At 66.3% G+C, this 21246-nt stretch carries 15 protein-coding genes; 9 read left to right on the plus strand and 6 right to left on the minus strand.

Annotated features, from left to right (window positions below):
* Positions 1–65 precede the first annotated feature (65 nt).
* The 7 genes from ACYCO6_RS07005 (at position 66) to ACYCO6_RS07035 (ending at position 8328) form a co-directional block, all read left to right on the plus strand.
* Positions 66–1286, plus strand: coding sequence for an ABC transporter substrate-binding protein (locus ACYCO6_RS07005; RefSeq protein WP_459770536.1), 1221 nt, complete (start codon positions 66–68; stop codon positions 1284–1286).
* Between the two features lie 6 nt (positions 1287–1292).
* The gene (locus tag ACYCO6_RS07010) at positions 1293–2531 is read left to right on the plus strand and encodes an MFS transporter (RefSeq protein WP_459770538.1); all 1239 of its coding nucleotides are present in this window, start codon (positions 1293–1295) and stop codon (positions 2529–2531) included.
* A gap of 20 nt (positions 2532–2551) precedes the next feature.
* A complete protein-coding gene (locus ACYCO6_RS07015) occupies positions 2552–3373 on the plus strand; it encodes an enoyl-CoA hydratase-related protein (protein WP_459770540.1) in 822 nt (273 codons plus the stop codon).
* Entirely contained in the window at positions 3370–4767 is a 1398-nt protein-coding gene (locus ACYCO6_RS07020) for a class I adenylate-forming enzyme family protein (protein WP_459770542.1), read from the plus strand. The genes ACYCO6_RS07015 and ACYCO6_RS07020 overlap by 4 nt, the downstream gene beginning before the upstream one ends.
* 132 nt (positions 4768–4899) lie before the next feature.
* Positions 4900–6174, plus strand: a complete 1275-nt coding sequence (soxC, locus tag ACYCO6_RS07025; RefSeq protein ID WP_459770543.1) for a sulfite dehydrogenase — start codon at positions 4900–4902, stop codon at positions 6172–6174.
* Positions 6161–6748: a c-type cytochrome gene (locus tag ACYCO6_RS07030; RefSeq protein WP_459770546.1), complete on the plus strand. Its 588-nt coding sequence runs from the start codon at positions 6161–6163 to the stop codon at positions 6746–6748. The genes soxC and ACYCO6_RS07030 overlap by 14 nt, the downstream gene beginning before the upstream one ends.
* A gap of 515 nt (positions 6749–7263) precedes the next feature.
* Positions 7264–8328 carry a patatin-like phospholipase family protein gene (locus tag ACYCO6_RS07035; protein ID WP_459770548.1) on the plus strand — a complete coding sequence of 355 codons (1065 nt, stop codon included), beginning with the start codon at positions 7264–7266 and terminating at the stop codon, positions 8326–8328.
* 167 nt (positions 8329–8495) lie between these two features.
* Here ACYCO6_RS07035 and ACYCO6_RS07040 read toward each other — a convergent pair whose 3' ends face one another.
* Genes ACYCO6_RS07040 through ACYCO6_RS07050 form a run of 3 tightly spaced genes read right to left on the minus strand, consistent with a single transcriptional unit; the run spans position 8496 to position 12331 of the window.
* The gene (locus tag ACYCO6_RS07040) at positions 8496–9644 is read right to left on the minus strand and encodes an adenylate/guanylate cyclase domain-containing protein (protein WP_459770550.1); all 1149 of its coding nucleotides are present in this window, start codon (positions 9642–9644) and stop codon (positions 8496–8498) included.
* Positions 9645–9659: 15 nt separating this feature from the next.
* Positions 9660–10028, minus strand: a complete 369-nt coding sequence (locus ACYCO6_RS07045; protein WP_459770552.1) for a response regulator — start codon at positions 10026–10028, stop codon at positions 9660–9662.
* Positions 10025–12331, minus strand: coding sequence for an ATP-binding protein (locus ACYCO6_RS07050; RefSeq protein ID WP_459770555.1), 2307 nt, complete (start codon positions 12329–12331; stop codon positions 10025–10027). The genes ACYCO6_RS07045 and ACYCO6_RS07050 overlap by 4 nt, the downstream gene beginning before the upstream one ends.
* Positions 12332–12519: 188 nt before the next feature.
* Here ACYCO6_RS07050 and ACYCO6_RS07055 point away from each other — a divergent pair, with 188 nt between their 5' ends.
* Positions 12520–13203, plus strand: a complete 684-nt coding sequence (locus tag ACYCO6_RS07055; protein ID WP_459770557.1) for a Crp/Fnr family transcriptional regulator — start codon at positions 12520–12522, stop codon at positions 13201–13203.
* Positions 13204–13295: 92 nt separating this feature from the next.
* Here the strand turns inward: ACYCO6_RS07055 and ACYCO6_RS07060 are convergent, their stop codons facing one another.
* Positions 13296–15083 (minus strand): SUMF1/EgtB/PvdO family nonheme iron enzyme, encoded by a 1788-nt coding sequence (locus ACYCO6_RS07060; protein WP_459770559.1) that lies wholly within the window; start codon positions 15081–15083, stop codon positions 13296–13298.
* 255 nt (positions 15084–15338) lie between these two features.
* Here ACYCO6_RS07060 and ACYCO6_RS07065 point away from each other — a divergent pair, with 255 nt between their 5' ends.
* Positions 15339–16235, plus strand: a complete 897-nt coding sequence (locus tag ACYCO6_RS07065) for a DUF4399 domain-containing protein (protein ID WP_459770561.1) — start codon at positions 15339–15341, stop codon at positions 16233–16235.
* A gap of 465 nt (positions 16236–16700) precedes the next feature.
* On the opposite strand, the gene ACYCO6_RS07070 is transcribed toward ACYCO6_RS07065, so the two are convergent.
* The gene (locus tag ACYCO6_RS07070; protein ID WP_459770563.1) at positions 16701–18080 is read right to left on the minus strand and encodes a calcium-binding protein; all 1380 of its coding nucleotides are present in this window, start codon (positions 18078–18080) and stop codon (positions 16701–16703) included.
* Between the two features lie 1222 nt (positions 18081–19302).
* Positions 19303–21075 (minus strand): type I secretion system permease/ATPase, encoded by a 1773-nt coding sequence (locus ACYCO6_RS07075; RefSeq protein ID WP_459770566.1) that lies wholly within the window; start codon positions 21073–21075, stop codon positions 19303–19305.
* Positions 21076–21246 lie beyond the last annotated feature (171 nt).

A 21246-nucleotide genomic window follows, 5' to 3' on the forward strand; every position in this document is an offset into this window, starting at 1 on the left:
ATGCGGCGCCGCCGCCGGACTGACAAAAACAATCGCAGTCCGTTCATGACAATGGAGGAACAATCATGAAGGGTGTATTGGCGCTGGCGATGCTGTTCGGCGGCATATCTGTTGCGCACGCCGATCCGCTGCCGACCTTCCGCATCGGCGTGCTGAACGATCAGTCGGGCCTCTACGCCGACATCGCCGGTCCCGGCTCCGTCGAGGCTGCGCGCATGGCTGTCGAGGACTTCAAGCCGGAAGCGAAGGGCTTTCGGGTCGAGGTTCTATCCGCCGACCACCAGAACAAGCCCGACATCGGCGCGGCCATCGTGCGGCGCTGGTTCGACGTCGACCATGTCGACGCCATCGTCGACGTGCCGACCTCGTCGGTTGCGCTCGCTGTGTCGAACATCGCGAGCGAGAAGGACAAGGCGTTCCTGATCGCCAGCGCGGGCTCCTCGGATCTGACGGGAAAGAACTGCACCCGCACGAACGTCCACTGGACCTACGACACCTGGGCACTCGGCAACAGCACGGCGCGTGCGGTGATCAAGCAAGGCGGAAAATCCTGGTACTTCCTCACAACGGATTACGCGTTCGGCCACGCCCTCGAGCGTGACGCCACCGAAGCCGTGACGAAGGCCGGCGGCAAGTCTCTCGGCCACGTCCTCGCCCCGTTCCAGAGCACCGACTTCTCCTCCTACCTGCTCCAGGCCCAGGGCAGCGGCGCGCAGGTCGTCGCGCTCGCCAATTCCGGTGGCGACACGATCAACGCCATCAAGCAAGCGTCGGAGTTCGGCCTCACCGACGGCGGCCAGAAGCTCGTCGCGCTCCTGGCCTTCATCTCCGACATCCATTCGGTCGGTCTGAAGGTCGCCCACGGTCTCACCTTGACCGAGGCGTTCTACTGGGACCTCAACGACGGTACGCGCGCCTGGGCGAAGCGGTTCGCCGCGCGCAACGGCGGCCGCTATCCGACGATGAACCAAGCGGGCACCTACGCCTCGATGCTCCACTGGATGAAGGCTATCGCCGCCCTCGACAAGGACAAAGCGCATCGCGGCACCGACGTTGTCGCGCAGATGAAGGCCATGCCGACGGACGATCCGCTGTTCGGGCACGGCTCGATCCGCGCCGACGGCCGTACCATCCACGACCTCTACCTGTTCCAGGTCAAGGACCCTTCAGAGTCGAAGGGACCGTACGATTACTACAAGCTCCTCGACACCATCCCCGGCGACCAGGCGTTCCGGCCCATGGCCGACGGGAGTTGCCCCCTCGTAGCCTACACGGCTGCGAAGTGAGGCGCTGTGGCCAAGGCGCTTCCTGACGCGGTCGACGGCGACGCCGCCGCCAAGCGGACGGCGGTCGTGCTCCTGCTCCTCAGCGAGGTGGCGGCGATGGCGACGTGGTTCGCTACGACGGCCTCGATCGGCGCGATCCGCACACACTGGGCGCTGAGCCCGTTCCAGGAGGCGCTGCTGACCAACAGCGTGCAGGCTGGGTTCGTCGCTGGCACTCTGGTGAGCGCCTTGTTCGGGCTGGCCGATCGGTTCGACCTGCGCCGGCTGTTCTGCGGGGCCGCCGCGACGGCCGGCCTCGCCAACCTCCTGATGCTGGCCTTCGAGCCGACCTCGCCGGTGGTGCCGCTGCTGCGCTTCGTGACCGGGGCCTGCATGGCCGGCGTCTACCCCGTCGGCATGAAGATCGCCGCGACCTGGGCGGTCGGCGATCTCGGGCTGCTGATCGGGCTGCTGGTGGCCGCGCTCACCCTCGGCTCGGCACTGCCGCACCTCGTCGCGGCCTTCGGCCAGCTCGACTGGCACCTGCCCGTGCTCGGCGCGGCGCTCGGTGCGCTCCTGTCGGCAGCCCTGATCCGTTTCGTGCGTCTCGGGCCGCTCCGCTCCGAGGCGCCGCCCCTGCGTCTGGAGAACGCGTTGGAGGCGTGGCGCAACCGCGGGGTGCGCCTGGCCAACCTCGGCTATCTCGGCCACATGTGGGAGCTCTACGCGATGTGGGCGTGGATTGGCGCCTTCATGGCGGCGAGCTTTCGGGAACGCTACGGCAACGCCCCTCCGTTCCCGCCGGAACTCGCTGCCTTCGCCGTCGTGGCGGCCGGGGCTTTCGGCGCCATGCTGGGAGGCTGGGCGGCCGACCGGTTCGGCCGCACCCTCGTCACCGGCGCCTCGATGCTTGCCAGCGGCAGTTGCGCCATCGCGGTCGGCTTCCTCTTCGGAGGCCCCGCCTGGGCGGTTCTGTCGGTGGGTGTGCTCTGGGGCGTGGCCGTGATCGCGGATTCGGCGCAGTTTTCCGCTGCGGTGAGCGAGCTCAGCGACCGCCGGCTGATCGGCACGATGCTGACCGTGCAGACCTGCGTCGGCTTCCTGCTCACCCTCGTCAGCATCCAGCTCATCGCGTTCGCGGGCACCGTCCTCGGCTGGCGCTTCGCCTTCGCGCTGCTCGCCATCGGGCCGTTCCTGGGTCTCGCCTCGATGCTGCGCCTGCGACGCCTGCCCGAGGCCAAGCGGCTGGCCGGAGGACGCAAGTGACAGCGAGGAGGAAACCGGCAGTGGCCTTCACGACGATCACCTACGAGACGCTCGCGCCCGTGGCCCGGATCACGCTGAACCGCCCGGAGCGCACCAACGCGATCAGCGCGACCATGCTCGACGAACTCGCGCGGGCGATGGACGCAGCCGAGGCCGACGTCGCGGTGCGCGCCGTGATTGTACGCGGGGCCGGTACGGCCTTCTCCTCGGGCTTCGACCTCAAGGATCAGATGGCGCTGCGCCCCGAGGGGGTGAGCCAATGGCGCCCGATCCTGCGCAAGGATTTCGACGTGCCGATGCGGTTCTGGCACTGTCCTAAGCCGACGATCGCGGCGGTGCGCGGCCCGTGCCTCGCGGGCGCCTGCGAGCTGGCTCTGGCCTGCGACCTGACCGTAGCGGCCGAGGACGCATTCTTCGGCGAACCGGAGCTGAAGTTCGGGGCCGGCATCGTCGTGATGATTCTACCCTGGATCGTCGGCCCGAAAGTCGCCAAGGAGATCATCCTCACCGGCGAGGACCGCATCCCGGCGCGGCGGGCCTACGAGATCGGCATGGTGAATCGGGTGGTGCCCGCCGCCGACCTCGACGCAAGCGCGCTTCACTTCGCCCGGCACATCGCCGCGATCGACCCGAATCTCGTCAAGGAGACGAAGCGGGCGATCAACCGGTCGGTCGAGGCGCGTGGCATGTTGGAAGCCCTGGAGACGGCCCTCGACATCGACCTGCTGATCGAGGGCGAGGGCTCGCCGGACAAGCGGGCCTTCATGGACATCGCCCGATCTCAGGGCCTCAAGGCCGCGCTGGCGTGGCGCGACAGCCGCTTTCCGGGAGCCGAGAAGTGACGGGCGCACTCGCGACGATCATGCGGGAGGGGCTCGCCCGCCAAGGCAGTCGGGTGGACGAGGTCTCCGGCCCCGGGATGTCGGGGCGCGAGCTCGACGCGCACGCGGACCTCGTGGCGGGATTGCTGCGTGGGGCAGGCGTGCGCCCACACGAGCCCGTGCACGTGGCCATCGGCAACCGGGCCCTGGATCTCGGGACGATGCTCGGCGTCTGGCGGGCGGAAGCCGTCGCAGTGCCCGTGCATCGGGCCGCCGCGCCGCTCACCCGTGCGGCGGTCGAGCGGGCGACGCGCGCCCGATTCTTGGTTGACGGGCTGAGCCTGGATAGGCTCGCGGACGAGGCGCCACCGGAGCGGCCTCTTCTGGACGGGGCCGCGCTCGTAGTCTTCACCTCGGGCAGCACAGGCGCACCGAAGGGCGTGGTGCTCGGGCACGATGCCCTGGCGCGCAAGCTCGCGGTTCTCGACCGACTGCTCGGCTTCCACCCGGACGACATGGTCGTGGTCCCGCTTCAGCTGACCTTCATCTTCGGGATCTGGGCGAGCCTCCTGGCGATCCGCTCCAGAGCGACTCTCGTCCTCGTCCAGAAGTTCACCCCCGCGACGCTCTCGGGCCTGCTCGCGGCGCAGGCGACCGTCCTGGCCGCGGTGCCGACGATGCTGCGGGTCCTGCTCGCCGAGGATGTCCCGCCGGCACCGCGTCTGCGCGCGGTGCTGACCGGCGGCGAGGCGCTCAGCCCGTCCCTGGCCCGGGCGGTCTGCGGCAGCTGGCCGGAGGCCGAGCTCGTCGACCTCTACGGCTCGACCGAGACCGGCTCGTGCGATTTCTGCAACCGGCCGCGGGACGCTGCGGAGGCCGGCTCCATCGGCGAACCGACTGAGGGCGTATCCTTCCGCATCGTCCGGGACGATGGCACGCCAGCTCCGCCGGGTGAGGTCGGGGAGCTGCGGATCCACACCGCGTGCGGCATGCTGGGCTACCTGGACAACGCCGAGCTGACCCGAGCCTCGTTCGAGGCGGATCACTTCCGGACGGGCGATCTCGCGCGCCTGCGTCCAGACGGTCAGGTCGAGCTCGTCGGACGCTCGAAGGAGATCATCGCGCGCGGCGGCAACAAGATCTCTCCGCTGGAGATCGAGAACGCCCTGTGCGCGCATCCGGATATCGCGGCCGCTCTGTGCGCCGGCGTCCCCGACGAGCGCCTCGGCGAGGCGATCCACGCGGTCGTCGTGCTGAAGCCCGGACTCGCGCTGACGGCGGACGAGCTCAGGCGCTGGGCGTCGGCCAATCTCGAACGCTACAAAGTACCGGACGTGATCGTCTTCAGTGACATGCTGCCATCGGGAGCGACCGGCAAGGCGAGCCGTGCGATGGTCAGTACGCTCACGCTGTGAGGCGCCGATATATCGTCGGCCAGCATGCATTGCCCACCGATGGAATCCTAGAACGAAGCGGAGGAAATGATGCCAGTCCAGCATGCTCCCTCGCCCACGACCGAAGACGACGCCTGTCCCTGTCGCGACGGGATGTTCGCCAGGCGCGGCGCCGACCGACGCCGCTTTCTCTTCGCCGCGGGTTCCGGCGTCGCTGCAGCTCTCTCGGCGGGTCGGGCTCTGGCCGACGACGGAGCCCCCGCCGGCGCGCGCCATTTCGACGTGCCCGATGATCCGACCAAGGAGCAGGGTCGCGCCGTCGGCGCGGACGGCGGCTATGGCACACGATCCCAGTTCGAGAAGGCCGCCCGGGTGCGCTACCCGACGCCCAACGAGAACACATCTTGGTCCTTGACCCCGCTCGCCGCGCTGGTCGGCAACATCACGCCCTCCGGACTGCACTTCGAGCGGCACCACGGCGGCATTCCGACCATCGATCCCAACCGCCACAGCCTCGTCGTCCACGGCATGGTCGGCACCCCGAAGCGGTTCAGCATGGACGACCTCCGGCGGCTGCCATCGGTGACGCGCAAGCACTTCATCGAGTGCTCCGGCAACGGCCTGACCGAGTGGAAGAAGCCGACGCTCAAGACGGTCCAGGGCACGCACGGGCTGCTCAGCACGTCGGAGTGGACCGGCGTGCTCTTCTCGACGTTGGCCCGCGAGGTCGGCCTGAAGGAAGGAGGCGCATGGGTTCTCGCCGAAGGCGCGGATGCCGCGGTGATGACCCGCTCCATACCTTTGGAGAAGCTGCTCAGGGATGGGATCATCGCGTATGGCCAGAACGGCGAGGCGATCCGCCCCGAGCAGGGCTACCCGGTCCGTTTGCTGCTGCCCGGCTACGAGGGCAACACCCACATCAAGTGGCTGCGGCGGCTGGAGGTCAGCGACAAGCCCTTCATGACCCGGGAGGAAACCTCCAAGTACACGGACCTGATGGCGGACGGCCGCGCGCGGCAGTTCACGCTCGACATGGACGCGAAGTCGGTCATCACGTTCCCGTCCGGCGACATGCGTCTGCCGGGTCCCGGCATCTACAGTGTCACCGGGTTCGCCTGGTCAGGACGCGGGCGCGTGCAGTCAGTCGACGTCTCGCTGGATGCGGGCAAGACTTGGTATCCGGCCTATCTCGGCTCCACGCCAGAGCCAATGTGTACGGTACGCTTCACCTTCCCGTGGACCTGGGATGGGACGCCCGCCATTCTGCAGAGCCGGTGCATGGACGAGACCGGCTACGTCCAGCCGACGCGCCAGCAACTGCTCGCCATCCGCGGCGATCACGGCCCATCCGCCTCGATCTACCACCTGAACGCGATCCAGAGCTGGGCCGTCTCGAGCACTGGGGAGGTCAGCAATGTCCATGCGTGAGTGCGTACGCGGCCTCGGATCGACGTCGTCAGTTCTTCTCGGCCTTGTGCTTCTCGCGACGCCCGCGGGGTCTCAGACGGCGGATGATACCCGGCTCGGCGTCGGCAAGCCGGTCACCGAAGCCGAGCTTGGAGCCTACTTCTCGATCCCGCCGAGCGGGAAGGGCTTGCCGCCGGGTCACGGCAGCGCCCGGGAAGGCGCTGCGGTCTTTCAGGAGCACTGCGCCGCCTGTCACGGTGAGAAGCTCCAGGGCAACATGGCGCCCGGCATCGGTGCAGACCGACTGGTCGGCGGTCGCGGCAGTCTCGCGTCGGAGAATCCGATCAAGACGACCGAGAGCTACTGGCCGTACGCCACGACGCTGTTCGACTACGTCAAGCGCGCCATGCCATTCAATGCGCCGGGCTCGCTCACGGACGATCAAGTCTACGCGGTCGTCGCCTATATCCTGTCGGAAGGACATGTCATCAGGCCAGACGAAACGCTGGACGCGGCCAGCCTGCCGAAAGTCCAGATGCCGAACCGTGACGGATTCATTCTCGATCCTCGGCCTGAGCTGAGTCTGTACCGATAGCGCGTCTCAAGCGCATGCTGGTGCTTGGTATCTGGGGTGCGGGCGGAAACCTTGCGTCGGTCCACCCGCATCGAAGCGATCAGGCCATGTGCCCTCATGGTGGACGGGTACGAGGGGCCGGGCCGCGAGCATCTCGCAACCAACAGTCCGCATTACGACAGTCGCGAGCCGCTACGTGCTCACTTCGCAGACTTCGGCGGCACCTACACTTTTAGCCGTCTCTTCAAGTCTTGACGGAACGTCATACAAGGCGAGGCTCTCTGCAATGCCCGGGCCGCTGAGCCCGACCGCTCCGGGCCTATCCGCTCCAGCGAATGCCACGACCAAACATCCTGGCAGCGCCGAGAGCGCCGGGGAGGCTGCGCAGATCGAGGCGGTCGCTGGCATTAGTCCTCTTTGCCGAAATCCTGCAGCAGGTTGCGACTGTGGGAGCAAGGCACCTAATGGACATGGTGGCTCCGGTGATGTTCGGTGCGACGCTTCGGTGTCCGATCTCCGGAAGAGGAGCCCCCGGCATGGTCGAGCGTTTGGAACCGGGCCATCTCGCGACTGGCAGTGACGGGGAAGGGGCTAACAAGTGCGTTAATCTCGCCCTCCAGGGTGGCGGGGCGCACGGAGCTTTCGCCTGGGGCGTTCTAGACCGCCTGCTTGAAGAAGATGGACCCACCATCGAGGGCATCAGCGCCACAAGCGCCGGGGCGATGAACGCTGCAGTTCTCGCTTACGGATTGACGGTCGGCGGCCGTAAAGGCGCCCGACGGGCTCTCGACACATTCTGGCGGCAGATCGCGCAGGCAGCGTTGTTCAGCCCACTTCAAGCCTCGCCATGGGACCGGATCTTCGGCAATTACGGGCTCGAAACATCCGTCATCTTTCCGCTCTTCGATACTCTTGCGCGGCTCATCTCGCCCTACCAAACTAATCCGTTGAACTACAATCCACTCCGCCAGGTCCTGGAGAGCAGCATCGACTTTGCCGCGTTGCGCCGCTGCTCCGTCGTCAAGCTCTTTCTCTCCGCCACCAACGTGCGGACTGGCAAGGTCCGCGTCTTCGGCGCGGGCGAGATCAGCGCCGATGCCGTTCTAGCTTCGGCGTGCCTGCCATTTCTATTTCAAGCCATAGAAATTGATGGGGAACACTATTGGGATGGTGGCTACATGGGCAACCCGGCCGTTTTCCCGCTGATCTACGAGTGCGACTGCTCGGATGTCGTTATCGTGCATATTAATCCAATCTATCGCCCGGACGTGCCCACCAGTGCACCGGAAATCATGAACAGGATCAACGAGATCAGTTTCAACTCCTCGCTTATGCGCGAGATGCGCGCGATCAGCTTTGCCAACAAGCTGATTGAGGACGGCATTCTACAGGGCAATCAGATCAGAACGATCCGCATCCACGCGATTGAGGCCGAGACCGTCATGCAGACGCTCGGCGCCGCCTCAAAGCTTAACGCAGATCTGAACTTCCTGCTTCACCTGCATAGAATCGGGAGAGAACGGGCAGACGCGTGGCTCGCCCGCGAATTTGCCGAAGTTGGCGAGCGCTCGACGGTCGATCTGCAAGCCAAGTACCTTTGACCCACGACGGTTTCAGATGCGCGCACGGCGGTCGCCCGGAGAGCCGGGCAGCTTCCGCGAGACATATATGTAAGGCGGCCAGTCAAGTGCGAACCAGTCTATGATGATGCATCTCGCCTCGTGATTAGACGTCTGGCGGCCTCCTGAAGGCTTTTCAGGAGCATGGGTCAGGGGTCGGTCCGACCCTCCGATAGGGCCACAAGCTCGAACGCCGGCACCTCGCGCAGGAAGCCCTTAAGGGCCAGGTTGCCGAGTGGCCTCGCTTGAGCGACGGCCTCGACAGCGCTCAACACGGACCGGCTCACCACGATCTGCCCTGCCTGCGCCGTGTCACAGAGGCGGGATGCTAGATTGGTCACGCTCCCAAGAGCCCCGTACTCGAAGCGACCCTCGAAGCCGAACTGTCCAAGAGTTGCATAGCCTCTGGCGAGGCCGATCCCGAAGCCGATGGTATGGCCGCGCGTTTCCCAGTGCCGGGACAGGCGGCCGACGCGCTCGCGGAGGGCAAAGGCCATGCGCACTGCGCGCTCGGTGTGGTCCGCGCACGGGTACGGATCGTTGAAGAAGGTCATGATCCCGTCGCCAGCGAAGTGCTCCAGGGTTCCCTCGTATTGGAACACGGCTTGGCCGACGGTCGTGTGGTACTCACGAAGAACCGCGACCACCTCCTCTGGGGCGGCCGTATCCGTGAAAGCCGTAAAGCCGCGCAGGTCACAGAACACCACCGTGATCTCACGCCGGTGTGGCTCCAAAAGCGAGTGGTCGCCGCGGTCGGCGGCAATCAGATCGGCGATCTGGGGCGAGAGGAACCGCCGCAATCGCCCGATCCGCTGGAGCTCGGCGGCCTTGACGGCGACTTGGCCCTCAAGATCACGATTTGCCTCGGCGAGTGCTGACTTCTGATCCGCAAGCTCACGCGATTGCGCCCGCACCGTGTCGGTCAGCGCCTTGAGGCGCAGCATCGAGCGGACCCGCGCCATCAGAGCAGCATGCTCGTAAGGCTTCGTCAGGTACTCATCTGCGCCGGCATCGAGCCCCTCCACGACGTCGCGCGTTTCAGCACGGGCGGTGAGCAGCACGACGGGCACGTAGCGCAGCGCCTCGTCCGCCTTGAGGCGGCGCAGAACATCCAGTCCGCTGAGACGCGGCATCATCACATCGAGCAGGATGAGGTCCGGCGGACTGGCAGCCGCCTGCGCGAGGGCTGTCTCGCCGTCCGGCGCGATCCCGACCTCGTAGCCCTGCGCCTCCAGGCGCACGCGCAGGATTTCCAAATTCTCAGGACTGTCGTCGACTACGAGAATATGCGCCGGCACGGCCTCCGCTCCGCCTCAGGCATCAACGAGCATCTGGCGAATCAGACTCAGGACCTTGCGCGGGCTGAACGGCTTGGCAACATAGCCGTCGCAGCCCGCAGCGAGGGCTCGCTCTTCGTCCCCCGAAAGGGCGTAGGAGGTCACGGCAACGACGGGGATGTGGCGCGTGGAGGGATCAGCCTTCAGGTGCCGCGCGGCCTCATAACCGTCCATCACTGGAAGCTGAATATCCATCAGGATGAGGTCGGGCTGCTCGGCTTGAGCCACCTCGACGCCGCGCCTCCCATCCGGAGCCTCGACGATGCCGTAGCCCGCAGCAGAGAGAAGGTCGCGCAGGATGCGGCGATTGTCCTCCGTATCCTCGACGATCAGGATGCGCTTCATGAGGCCTTCTTCCTCTCGATCGATGTCCGGATCGGAAGGGTCACCTGAAACACGGCACCCTGTCCCAGTTCCGATCGCACTTCGATCCGGCCGCCGTGCAGGAGGACGAGCTGGCGGGCGATCGAGAGACCCAGTCCCGTGCCCCCCTGTTGGCGTGTGCTCGAGCTGTCGACCTGCTGGAATTCGTCGAATATCCGCGCCTGATCGGCGGGCGAGATGCCGGGGCCAGTATCGGAAACCGTGATGACGAAGGTGTCGTCGACGGCCCGGGCAGCCACCTCCACAAAGCCGGATTGCGTGAACTTGATGGCATTGCCCACGAGATTCATGAGCACTTGTGTAAGCCGCCGCTCATCGCCTTGCCCGATCGGCAATGTCTCCGGGACGTCGAGTTTCAAGGCGAGACCCTTCGCGTGGGCCAGCGAAGAGGCCGCCACCGTGACGGACTCGATCAGGGCGCCCAGCGCGTAATCCTGGACATCAAGCGTGAGCAGGCCAGCCTCGATCTTCGTGAAATCGAGGACGTCATTGATCAGGCTCAGCAAGTGACGACCGTTGATCTGAATCCGCTCCAACGCCTCGCTCGCCTTCTCGCTGAGCGGGCCGTATAGGCCGTCGGCGAGCAGCTCCGAATAGCCCAGCACGGCGTTCAGTGGCGTGCGGAGCTCGTGGCTCATGTTGGCGAAGAACTGCGTCTTGTGGAGATCGGCGGCGGCGAGCTGCCGGCCCTTCTCGTCGACCTCCTGGAACAGGCGCGCGTTGCGGAGCGCAAGGGCCGCCTGATGCGCGAAGGTGTGCAGGACATGCTCGGAACTGCCCACGGGCGGGGTTTCGTCGCGGGCGAGCAGGAGGAGGAAGCCGAGGCGACCGTCACTGTCGACGAGGTTGATGAGCGTGGCTGCCCGGAACCCGTCGGCGGCGCCAGTCAGAAGCCCGCTGATCGTGGTCAGATCGCGGACCGGGATGACTTCAGCCGCGGCGTCGCCGGCTTTCGCCAGGGCATTTGCAGGGAGAATGTCGCTGACCGCGCTGGGCGGGAGGTTGTGGCCGCCAGCGCGGCGGAACGTCTCGCCCGGCGCCTCGACCAGGTAGACGGCGCTGGCGTCGGAACCTGCGAGGGTTGCTGCCCGCGCGGCGATCGCCCGAACGACATCATCGATATGCAGCGAGGCCACGATGGCACGTCCGGTTTCCTCAAGGGCGCGCAACTCGCTGACGGAGCGGGCAAGGTCCCGGGTCTGACGCTGGATCTCGCTCTCGAGCCGCGCGTACGAGGTCGAGAGTGCATCGGCCATGGTGTTGAACCGCGTCGCCAGAGCCTCGAACTCGTCCCCCGTGTGCACCGCGATGCGATGCTCGAAGCGGTTGGCCGCGAAGTGCTCGGCCCCGGCATGCAGCGCTCGGATCGGCACCAGCATGCGGCGGGCCAGCAGGAGACTGGCACAGATCGCGACGACGAGGCCGAACGCGAGGAGCCAGGCGAGACGGATGAGCAGGTCGCGCAAAGGCGCGAGCGCCTCGTTGAGGGGCTGTGCGACGACGAGCGAGGCGGGCAGCACGCCGAGAGGATATGGCGTGGCCAGGACTGGCCTCCCCGCGGCATCGTAGGCATACGCCACCGAATCGGAGGGCGGCAGCGCTAGGCGATCGCCCGTCGCATGCGGGCTTCTGTCCGAGTGGGCAACGACGATCCCGTCCGGCGTGACGAGGTCGGCGTAGCTTCCGGCACCCGCGGTCGGGAGCGGAAGGCTCCCCGCCAGGGCGGCCAGCCGGACGCGGGCCAGGGTGACGCCTGTCCCCGCGGCCGGATGCGGCAGCAGAAGACTCGCGTAGATCTCGCCCCCGACGATCTGAAGGTCCTGAAATCCCTTGCGCTGCGGGACCGGCCCGAGATCGGCCGAGGCCATGGGGTCAGGACTGTTTGGACGACGCGCCCGGACACGCTCGCGACCCTCGCTGTCGAAGTAGGCGAGGGTCAGGACGATCGGCGTCTGGTCGAGAAGCGCTGCGTAGTCCTCGCGGTGCTGGGCGAGGCTCTGCGCGCTCGCCCGCGTTACCCAGCCGACCTCTCGCTCGATCTCTGCCAGCGTCTCCTCGACGGCCGCCGTCGCGCCGGCCGCGTAGGTGGCCTGGGAGCGGGCGACGCGCTCGACGGTTTCCCGGTACAGAAACCACGTCTCGACAGCCGCATTGATCGTCAGGACGAGGGCGACAAGGCTCACAAGCGTGAGCACGTACTTGCGGAACAGGCTGCCTCGCCAGGTCAAGCTCGGCGCCGACGAGAGTGCGCCTCGCGTCCGCATCGGCAGACTCCACAATGCCGGGCCGGCAGGGACGGCCCGTCCCCACAATGGGTGGCGTGGACCACGATCGAATGCTCTACAACCAGCATGGTCGAACAGCGAACTTTGAGCAACTGAAAACAAGCTATTGCTCGATCACCTGCGTTCGCGCGAGACTCTGACGCGCACATGATCTCGGGATGGCGTTGATGGCGAAGGGCTCCGGTTTTGGTCCGCTTCTGAGCGTGAATCCGCTGTTCTCGGATCTCGGCCCTGAGGTGATCGATTGTCTTTCCGGGATGGCGACGACGCGCGCATTGCGGGCCGGCGAGATTCTGTTCCAAGTCGGCGATCCCGGTGATGCGCTCTACGGCGTCAGGCGCGGTGAAATCCGGATCGAGACCGGAACCGAGGCCGGGCGACGCATCGTGCTGAACAGCCTCGGCGCCGGCGACCTGTTCGGCGAGATCGCCCTTCTCGACGGGCGCGAGCGCACGGCCGATGCGGTGGCTGCCGTGGCGAGCGAGGTCTTCGTCCTGCGGCGCTCCGATCTTCTCGCCTATCTCAGGCGCGAGCCCGACGTGGCCGTCCGGCTGATCGGCCTGCTCTGCAGCCGGATCCGCTACATTGCCGGCCAGATGACCGAGCTGGCGACGCTGTCGCTGGGTGTCCGTCTCGCCCGCCGGTTGACAATTCTGGCCGAGGATTTCGGCAACGAGATCCAGATCTCACAGGAGCAGCTCGGCGCATTCGTGGGCGGCACGCGCGAGAGCGTGAACCGCCAATTGCAGGTCTGGCGCCGCGCCGGATACATCGATCTTCGCCGTGGCTGCGTCGTACTCGTCAATGCCGAGGCGCTGGCTCGAGTGGCGCAGGAGCCTTCGTGCGCGTGATCGGACGATGCGCCAGGGCGGATGCGTCACATTTGGACATCCGGGGCTGCGGCGCGTCCGGGCTCCGGACGGGGCGTGCGGCGTGATCCACGTCATGGCAGCGCGCGCACCACCCGGAAGCCGTTGGCATAGTAGCGGACGTCGGCATCGTAGCGGAAACGCGCGGTGGGCTTCACGTAGGTGGCCGCGCTGTCGAATGAGCCGCCCCGAAGGACGCGCTGGCTGCAGTTCCCGGTCAGCCAAGCCGTTCCATCCTGTGGGGCGCCCCGATAGGATTCATTCCAGCAATCCTCAACCCATTCGGCGGCGTTGCCAGCCATGTCGAACAGGCCGAACCCGTTGGGCGCAAAGCTCGCGACGCTGGACAGCTCCCGGCTGGCAGTGCGGCTGCACTCCCGGCAATTTGCCTTGCTCTCGCCGACATGAGGCCCCCAGGCGAAGGTGGTGTTTGTCCCACCGCGCGCGGCGTATTCCCATTCCGCCTCGCTCGGCAGGCGGTAGGTCCGCCGCGTGTGCGCGCTGAGCCACGCGACATACTCTTGCGCGTCGAACCAGCTCACGTTCGTGATCGGGTGCGTACCGGACTGCTCCTCCGCCGCGTTCGGCCGGTACTTGCAGGCCCCGGCCTCGACGCAGCTGCGCCACTCGTTGACGGTCGTCTCTCGGCGAGCGATCGCGAATGGGCGCGGGATGGTCACCCGGTGAACAGGCCGGTCGAACGGCAGAGCGCCGGCGCCCATCTCGAACGTCCCCGCCCGCAGGATGACGAGTTCGGGGCACGTCTCGCAGTCCCGCAGGCTCTGTCCTGCCGTCTGATTGCCCTCCTGCGGCGTCTGGGACCGCGGCGGAGCCGGCGCGGCCGGTGGCGCCGGGGCAGGCAAGGCCGCGACGGTCGACGGCACGGTCACGGGGGGAGGTGTCGGAGTTGGCGCGGGTAGGGGCGATCCGACGGGGTCGGAAGGCGGACGACGGGCGAGGCGAGACGGCTCGGGCCGGCTGGCCCGATCCGTCATGATCGCCGATGGCGCGTTGGACGGCGCGACGGCAAAACGAAACTCCTCGATCAAGGAGGAGGAAATCCAGGGAACGCGCTCCGCCTTCGATGCGCGTGACACCCCGATCCGGGTGTGCGTGAAGGCCTCTTCCGCAGTGATGTTCGGCGCGCGCAGTTCTTTCCCGAGTTCGCTCATGAAAAGGCTGACATCACCGTCATCCTCGCGCACCACCTTCCCCGGTGGGGCCGAGAACAGGATCAGGCTCCCCTCCGGTGCATCGACCGGCGCCAAACCCGCGGACGAGGCTCGGAAGCGGCGCTCGAACGGGTTCTGCCGGGCCGCGTCGATAACCGCGATCTTCACGCGCACGCCGCGTCGGTTCAACTCGCTCAGGATCGCGTCGAGGCTGATGCCATCACGGCGGACTTCCGTCTCGGACCAGATCTGCGCGTTGACGGGAATTAGGTAGCTCTGGCGCTCGATCTGGATGCCGTATCCGCCAAAATACACCAAGGCAGCCGCGCCGGCATTGAGCTTGGCATAGAACGCGTCCAATGTCGGCTGGACGTCCTCGCGCCTTAGATTCTCGCGCAGATCGACGTCGAATTCGAGACGCCGCAACTCCTCTGCGAGGAGCCGCCCGTCTTTTGCGATCGTCGGCAACGATCCCTGCGCATCGGGATAACGGCTGTTCGCGATGAGCAGGGCGAAACGCCGTCCGGCTCCGATCGGGTTCTGGGCCTGTCCGGGCTGTACTGACAGAATCAGTCCACTGAGGGTCAAGAGCGTCAGCAAGATCAGCATGCCGCACCGGCGGATGCGGCCGGGCAACCCCGCCCGGGACTGCGGCTCCGGAGGGCTCCGAACATCGATCCGTCCTGGCATGAACGATGACCTGCACGCTATGAGCGGACGAGCGAGGACTGCAGTGTATGTAGAATTAGCCGAAGCGCAATGATGGATTACGCCGAACGTTCGCTCATTCCTGGCCCCGTGTCGCTTCAGTCAAGATATCAATAGGTTTCGATTGCCAGTCCAGCGGCGCCGTAGTATGGATTTGCGATCGTTCCGTTCGGATCGAAACGACGTCGCACTCCGTCAAAATGCGAGCTCTGATCAGCGCGTTGCGCAGGAGGCATTGTGATTGATGCGGTGAAACCAATTGCGGGCGGGTTGCCTCGAGCGGCACTTGTTCTGCTGCTGACCGCGTCCGCCGTGGCCGCACAAGAGCGCAAAGGTGGGCCGACGCCATCGCCGGCGGGTGCGGCGGTCTACTTCGTCGATGTCAAGAACGGCTCTACGCTGCCGCCCAAAACGACGATCCATTTCGGTCTGCGGAACATGGGTGTCGCACCGGCAGGCTTGGATCGTCCGAACTCCGGACACCATCATCTTCTCATCGACGCGCCGATGCCAGCCTTGGACCGGCCGATCCCGAATGACTTCAACCACGTGCATTTCGGCGCTGGGCAGACCGAGGCTGAGATCGAACTGACCCCGGGCGAACACACGCTCCAACTTCTGCTCGCCGACAAGGACCACATCCCACACAATCCCCCGGTCGTTTCCGAGGTCATCAAGGTCCGGGTCGCTTCCCACGCCGCCGAGCCCGCCGCCGCGACGGGGGGAGGGCCGGTCCAGCAGCGTCCGTCTCCGCCGGGAGCGCGCGTGTATTTCGTTCAGCCGCACAACGGCGACTACGTGGGGCGCAAGACGCTCATCCGCTTCGGCCTGACCGGGATGGGTGTGGCTCCGGCCGGTTTCGACAAGGCGAATACGGGTCACCACCACCTGCTGATCGACACGTCCCTGCACGCACTCGATGAGCGGATCCCGAACGATTTCGAGCACCTGCACTTCGGGCTGGGCCAGACGGAGGCGCTCGTGACGCTGCCCCTCGGCACGCACAGCCTGCAGCTGGTTCTCGCCGATGCCGACCATGTCCCGCACAAGCCACCCGTGATGTCCAACGTGATCCGGGTGACCGTGACGCGAACCGGCCGCAAACCGCGACCCCGGCGCCACCACAGCCGGTAGATGATTGTCCGCTGGGTCGTTCGGTCCCCGCGCGGATGACGACCGCTCCCGCGATCCGCGTCACGAGGCGACGCCGGATCACCGCCGCGCAGCCCGCCTAACGATTGGTGGCGGATTTCGTGTCTGGCTCTCCTCGCTTGCGCAGGCCGTCGAAAGCGGCACGCTGCGCCAGGATGAGGTCCAAGTCTCGCCAAATCTGGCATTTTACGCGCAACTCGGTCGAGCGCCTCATGACATCCTCCCATCGGCTCGTGTTCTGATGCCGAGTGTCGCCCCGCGCGCGCTGAACGGCTGTGACGAAGATCACAGCGACGCGGATCTTGCCGGAGAGGCAGCCGCGGACTGAGCGAGAGATTCACGCACCTCTCCCCGGATCTGCTCAGACGAAAAGGTGCCCCGCCAAGTAAACTTGGCGGGGCACTCCGTCATGGGCTTGTGACCGTCAGGTTCCGCCGATCACCGCGTTCAGTGGAACATGCCCATGTCGGGAACGTGAGCATCGACGTGCCCCCCCACGTCCTGGTGAGCCGGCATCTGCTCGTGGCCATGGTCCGCAGGTCCGCTGCCGCCGTAGAGGTGGTCGTTGCCGGCCCCGCCGTGGATGGTGTCGTTGCCCTTGCCACCGTAGATCGTGTCGTCACCCTTGCCGCCGTAGAGGTGGTCGTTGCCGGCCCCGCCGTGGATGGTGTCGTTGCCCTTGCCACCGTAGATCGTGTCGTCACCCTTGCCGCCGTAGAGGTGGTCGTTGCCGGCCCCGCCGTGGATGGTGTCGTTGCCCTTGCCACCGTAGATCGTGTCGTCACCCTTGCCGCCGTAGAGGTGGTCGTTGCCGGCCCCGCCGTGGATGGTGTCGTTGCCCTTGCCACCGTAGATGGTGTCGTCACCCTTGCCGCCGTAGAGGTGGTCGTTGCCAGCCCCGCCGTGGATGGTGTCGTTGCCCTTGCCACCGTAGATCGTGTCGTCACCCTTGCCGCCGTAGAGGTGGTCGTTGCCAGCCCCGCCGTGGATGGTGTCGTTGCCCTTGCCACCGTAGATCGTGTCGTCACCCTTGCCGCCGTAGAGGTGGTCGTTGCCGGCCCCGCCGTGGATGGTGTCGTTACCCTTGCCACCGTAGATGGTGTCGTCACCCTTGCCGCCGTAGAGGTGGTCGTTGCCAGCCCCGCCGTGGATGGTGTCGTTACCCTTGCCACCGTAGATGGTGTCGTCACCCTTGCCGCCGTAGAGGTGGTCGTTGCCGGCCCCGCCGTGGATGGTGTCGTTACCCTTGCCACCGTAGATGGTGTCGTCACCCTTGCCGCCGTAGAGGTGGTCGTTGCCGGCCCCGCCGTGGATGGTGTCGTTACCCTTGCCACCGTAGATGGTGTCGTCACCCTTGCCGCCGTAGAGGTGGTCGTTGCCGGCCCCGCCGTGGATGGTGTCGTTACCCTTGCCACCGTAGATGGTGTCGTCACCCTTGCCGCCGTAGAGGTGGTCGTTGCCGGCCCCGCCGTGGATGGTGTCGTTACCCTTGCCACCGTAGATGGTGTCGTCACCCTTGCCGCCGTAGAGGTGGTCGTTGCCGGCCCCGCCGTGGATGGTGTCGTTACCCTTGCCACCGTAGATGGTGTCGTCACCCTTGCCGCCGTAGAGGTGGTCGTTGCCAGCTCCGCCGTAGATGGTGTCGTTGCCCTTGCCACCGTAGACGGTGTCATCGCCGCCACCGCCGTAAATGGTGTCCTTGCCGCCACCGCCGTAAACGGTGTCGTTGCCGCCACCGCCGTAGATGGTGTCGTTGCCGCTACCGCCGTAGATGGTGTCATTGCCGTCACCGCCGTAGATGACGTCGTTGCTGTGAACCTTAGCCATAATCGTGCTCCATTGAATGTCGAACGGAGATTTACCGCTCTGTTGCACTTCGATCTTGAATAGATCGCGCAGATTTGGTCTTCAGCTTGAGAGATTAGATCCGGAGATTTCCTCGTCGAAGCCGCCTTTGATTTACCGCGAGGCAAGATCAGATACTGTGATGAAGATCACAATGGGTCGCAGGATGAGCAGATGGGAGGACGTGCGCGGCTGAAGCGCGTTTCGCAGCATTGAATCTCGGCCGCGTGCTGCCGGTACGCCCGGCTACAGCGTCTTCCGCGCTGCCCCCGGAGGAACTCACGGATCAGGTCTGGTCGACGGACGAGCGATTTGCGACAATCAAGTTGCGCCGCCGGCCGCGACGACAGCTCTGCCGTCAACGTTACCGCTGCAGCCCGCCTTTTCCGCCGTATATTGGGCGTGATTTTGTGTTTCAATCCGTCTTCGATTCAATCTCGGCACTTCAAAGGTATAGCCATCGCGCTCGAACCTTTTCCTTGGCCTGATTGGCTGTCGATTGGTTTGATTTCGGGCTGGATACGCGGTTGGCAGTTCCACTGACTCAGCCAGAATTTTGAAGCCCTTGGGCGAGCGTCGTCAGCCCGTGACCCCGCGCGGAGCGTAGGCAGGGCCTCCACCACTCATCAGCACAGCCACGAGGCTGTCGATAAGGACCCGGTCGTCCGCGCGCTTCTCACCGCGCGTGCAGTCCGGCCGGTGCGGCGTGATCTGCGCAGACTGCTTTTTCCGTCGGCCGGACCGGATTCACGTGTCCCTCCCGTGCGAGCCCTTATAGCGCGGCGACAGCTGGGCAACCCCTACGAGCCCGCACCCCGGACTCCGTACCGTTCGCTGGCCGCGCCGGCTTTCCCGCGGCCCGTTCGGGCTCGTTCCGGATCTGAGCTCGGGATCGGCGCGGGCGGGACCCGCATCGGGATTTCGAACAGCCGCCTTGCCCGAGGAGCACATGAGACCGCTGGCTCGAACCGGGCGGTTTCGCGCCCAGCCGGACTTGGCGGCGGCGTGGCTGCACAGCCGACGTTGTCCCTTCACGGGATGGGTAACCTGCAGGCCGCGCAGACCCGTGCCGCGCGGCGCAACCGTCATCCCGCGCGTGCCCGGCCAACCGAGAGCGGGCGGCCCGGATGACCGGACCGCCCGCTCGAGGGGACGTCGACTGTGCGTGAACCGAAGCCCGGCTGCTGCCGGAAGCCGAATGGTGTCAGGCGCTCTCCTTCACGATGTGCATCGGGGGATGGTGCGCCACCGGGCGGCCGGAACCGGCGTCGGTCCGCGCGGCGCCCGACTCGCCGCCTGAATGGCCGCGGATCTTGCGGAGCACCTCGTCCTTGGTTCCGAAAGCCGCGACCTGGCCGTCCTCGATCGTCAGCATCAGGTCCACGGCAGCGAGTGCGCTCATCCGGTGGGCCACGATGATGACGATGCCGCCGCGGGCCCGGACGCTGAGAATCGCCCGATTCAGGGCAGCGTCGCCCTCTCCGTCGAGGTTAGCGTTCGGCTCATCGAGCACGAGGAGGAAAGGCGAGCCGAAGAGGGCGCGGGCGAGACCGATGCGCTGCCGTTGTCCGCCCGAAAGGCCCGTGCCGCCGTCGCCCAGCACGGTGTCGTAGCCCTCCGGCAGGCGCTCGATCAGCTCGTGGACTCCGGCCTGTCGCGCGGCCTCCTCGATCTCGGCGCGGTCCGCGTGGGGGGCGAAGCGAGCGATGTTTTCCGCCACCGTGCCGGCGAAGAGCGAGACGTCCTGCGGAAGGTACCCTACGTGGCGGCCGAAATCGGCGGCCTGCCACTGTGTGATCGGGACAGTATCGAGCCAGACCATTCCCCGGGCCATGGGAAGGATGCCGACGAGCGCCCGGACCAGGGTCGACTTGCCCGATCCGCTCGGGCCGGTGACCGCGAGGGCTTGCCCTGCCTTCAGGCTGAACCGCACTTCCTTCACCGTGAGGCGGGTGCCGCCCGGCGGGGCCACGCTCACACCATCCACCTTGAGCACGTGCTTGGGCGCCGGCAGGGCGGAAGTGGGTCGTGCCGCCGAGGCCTTGGCGATCGTGTCGGCGAGCCGGCTCCAGCTCTGTTGCGCGGCGATGACGCCTTTCCAGTTCGCGATCGTCGCATCGAGCGGCGCGAGGGCGCGGCCGAGCAGGATCGACGAAGCGATAATGATGCCGGGCGAACTCTGGCCGCGGATCACCAGATAGGCGCCGAGCGCCAGGACGCCCGATTGCAGGGCCATGCGAGCGGCCTTGGAGACAGCGCTTGAGGCTCCCGCGACGTCGCTCACGCGCTGCTGCGCCAAGAGGTAATGGTAGTGGGCTTCTTGCCATCGGGCGGCGAAGTGGCCCTGCATGCCCATCGCGATCAGGACGTCGGCGTTGCGGCAGCTGGCTTCTGTGACGGTACCCCGACGCTGCCCGTGCTCGGTCGCCACCTTCGACGGGCCGCGGGTGAGGCGGTCGGCGACCAGGGTGATCACAACGAGAAGGAGCGCTCCCGAGACGGTGGCGAACCCGATCAGCGGATGGAACAGGAAGCAGATGATGAAATAGAGCGGCATCCAGGGCAGGTCGCACAGTGCCGTCGGTGCCGAGCCTCCGAGGAAGCCGCGCACCTGATCGAGATCGCGCAGCGGCATCTGGCTGTTCGGGGGCGCCGCCCCGTCCAGCGGACCGCGCACCAGCGCCTCGAAGACGCGGGGACTCAAGCACTCGTCAAGGACGGCGCCGATCCGGCTCAGGATGCGGCCCCTAAGAGCCTCGAGAGCGCTCTGGAACGCGTAGAGCATCAGGGCCAGGAGGACGAGACCGACAAGAGACGGCACGGACCGGCTCGGGAGAATGCGGTCTGAGATCAGCAACATGAAGAATGAGGCTGTAAGATACAGGATGTTGAGGAGGCCGCTGGTGACGATGAGGCTGACCAGGGCCGGGCGGCAGCTCGACAGTGCCGCGCCCAGTTCGACGGAAGCCGGTTTCATCGCACTTCGTCCCTCTGTTGGATGGTCTGGCCAAGGAGCCCAGCGTGGCCCCGGGCTGTGGATCCCGAGGGCGCGTGGCCCGGATGCATGTGTTTGGAACCACCAGGGCCGAGGGTCCGTGAGCAGGCTCACACAGGGAGACTTCGACGGTTGACCGGCTGAGCCATCTGA

The sequence above is a fragment of the Methylobacterium sp. CM6257 genome, from assembly GCF_054611515.1.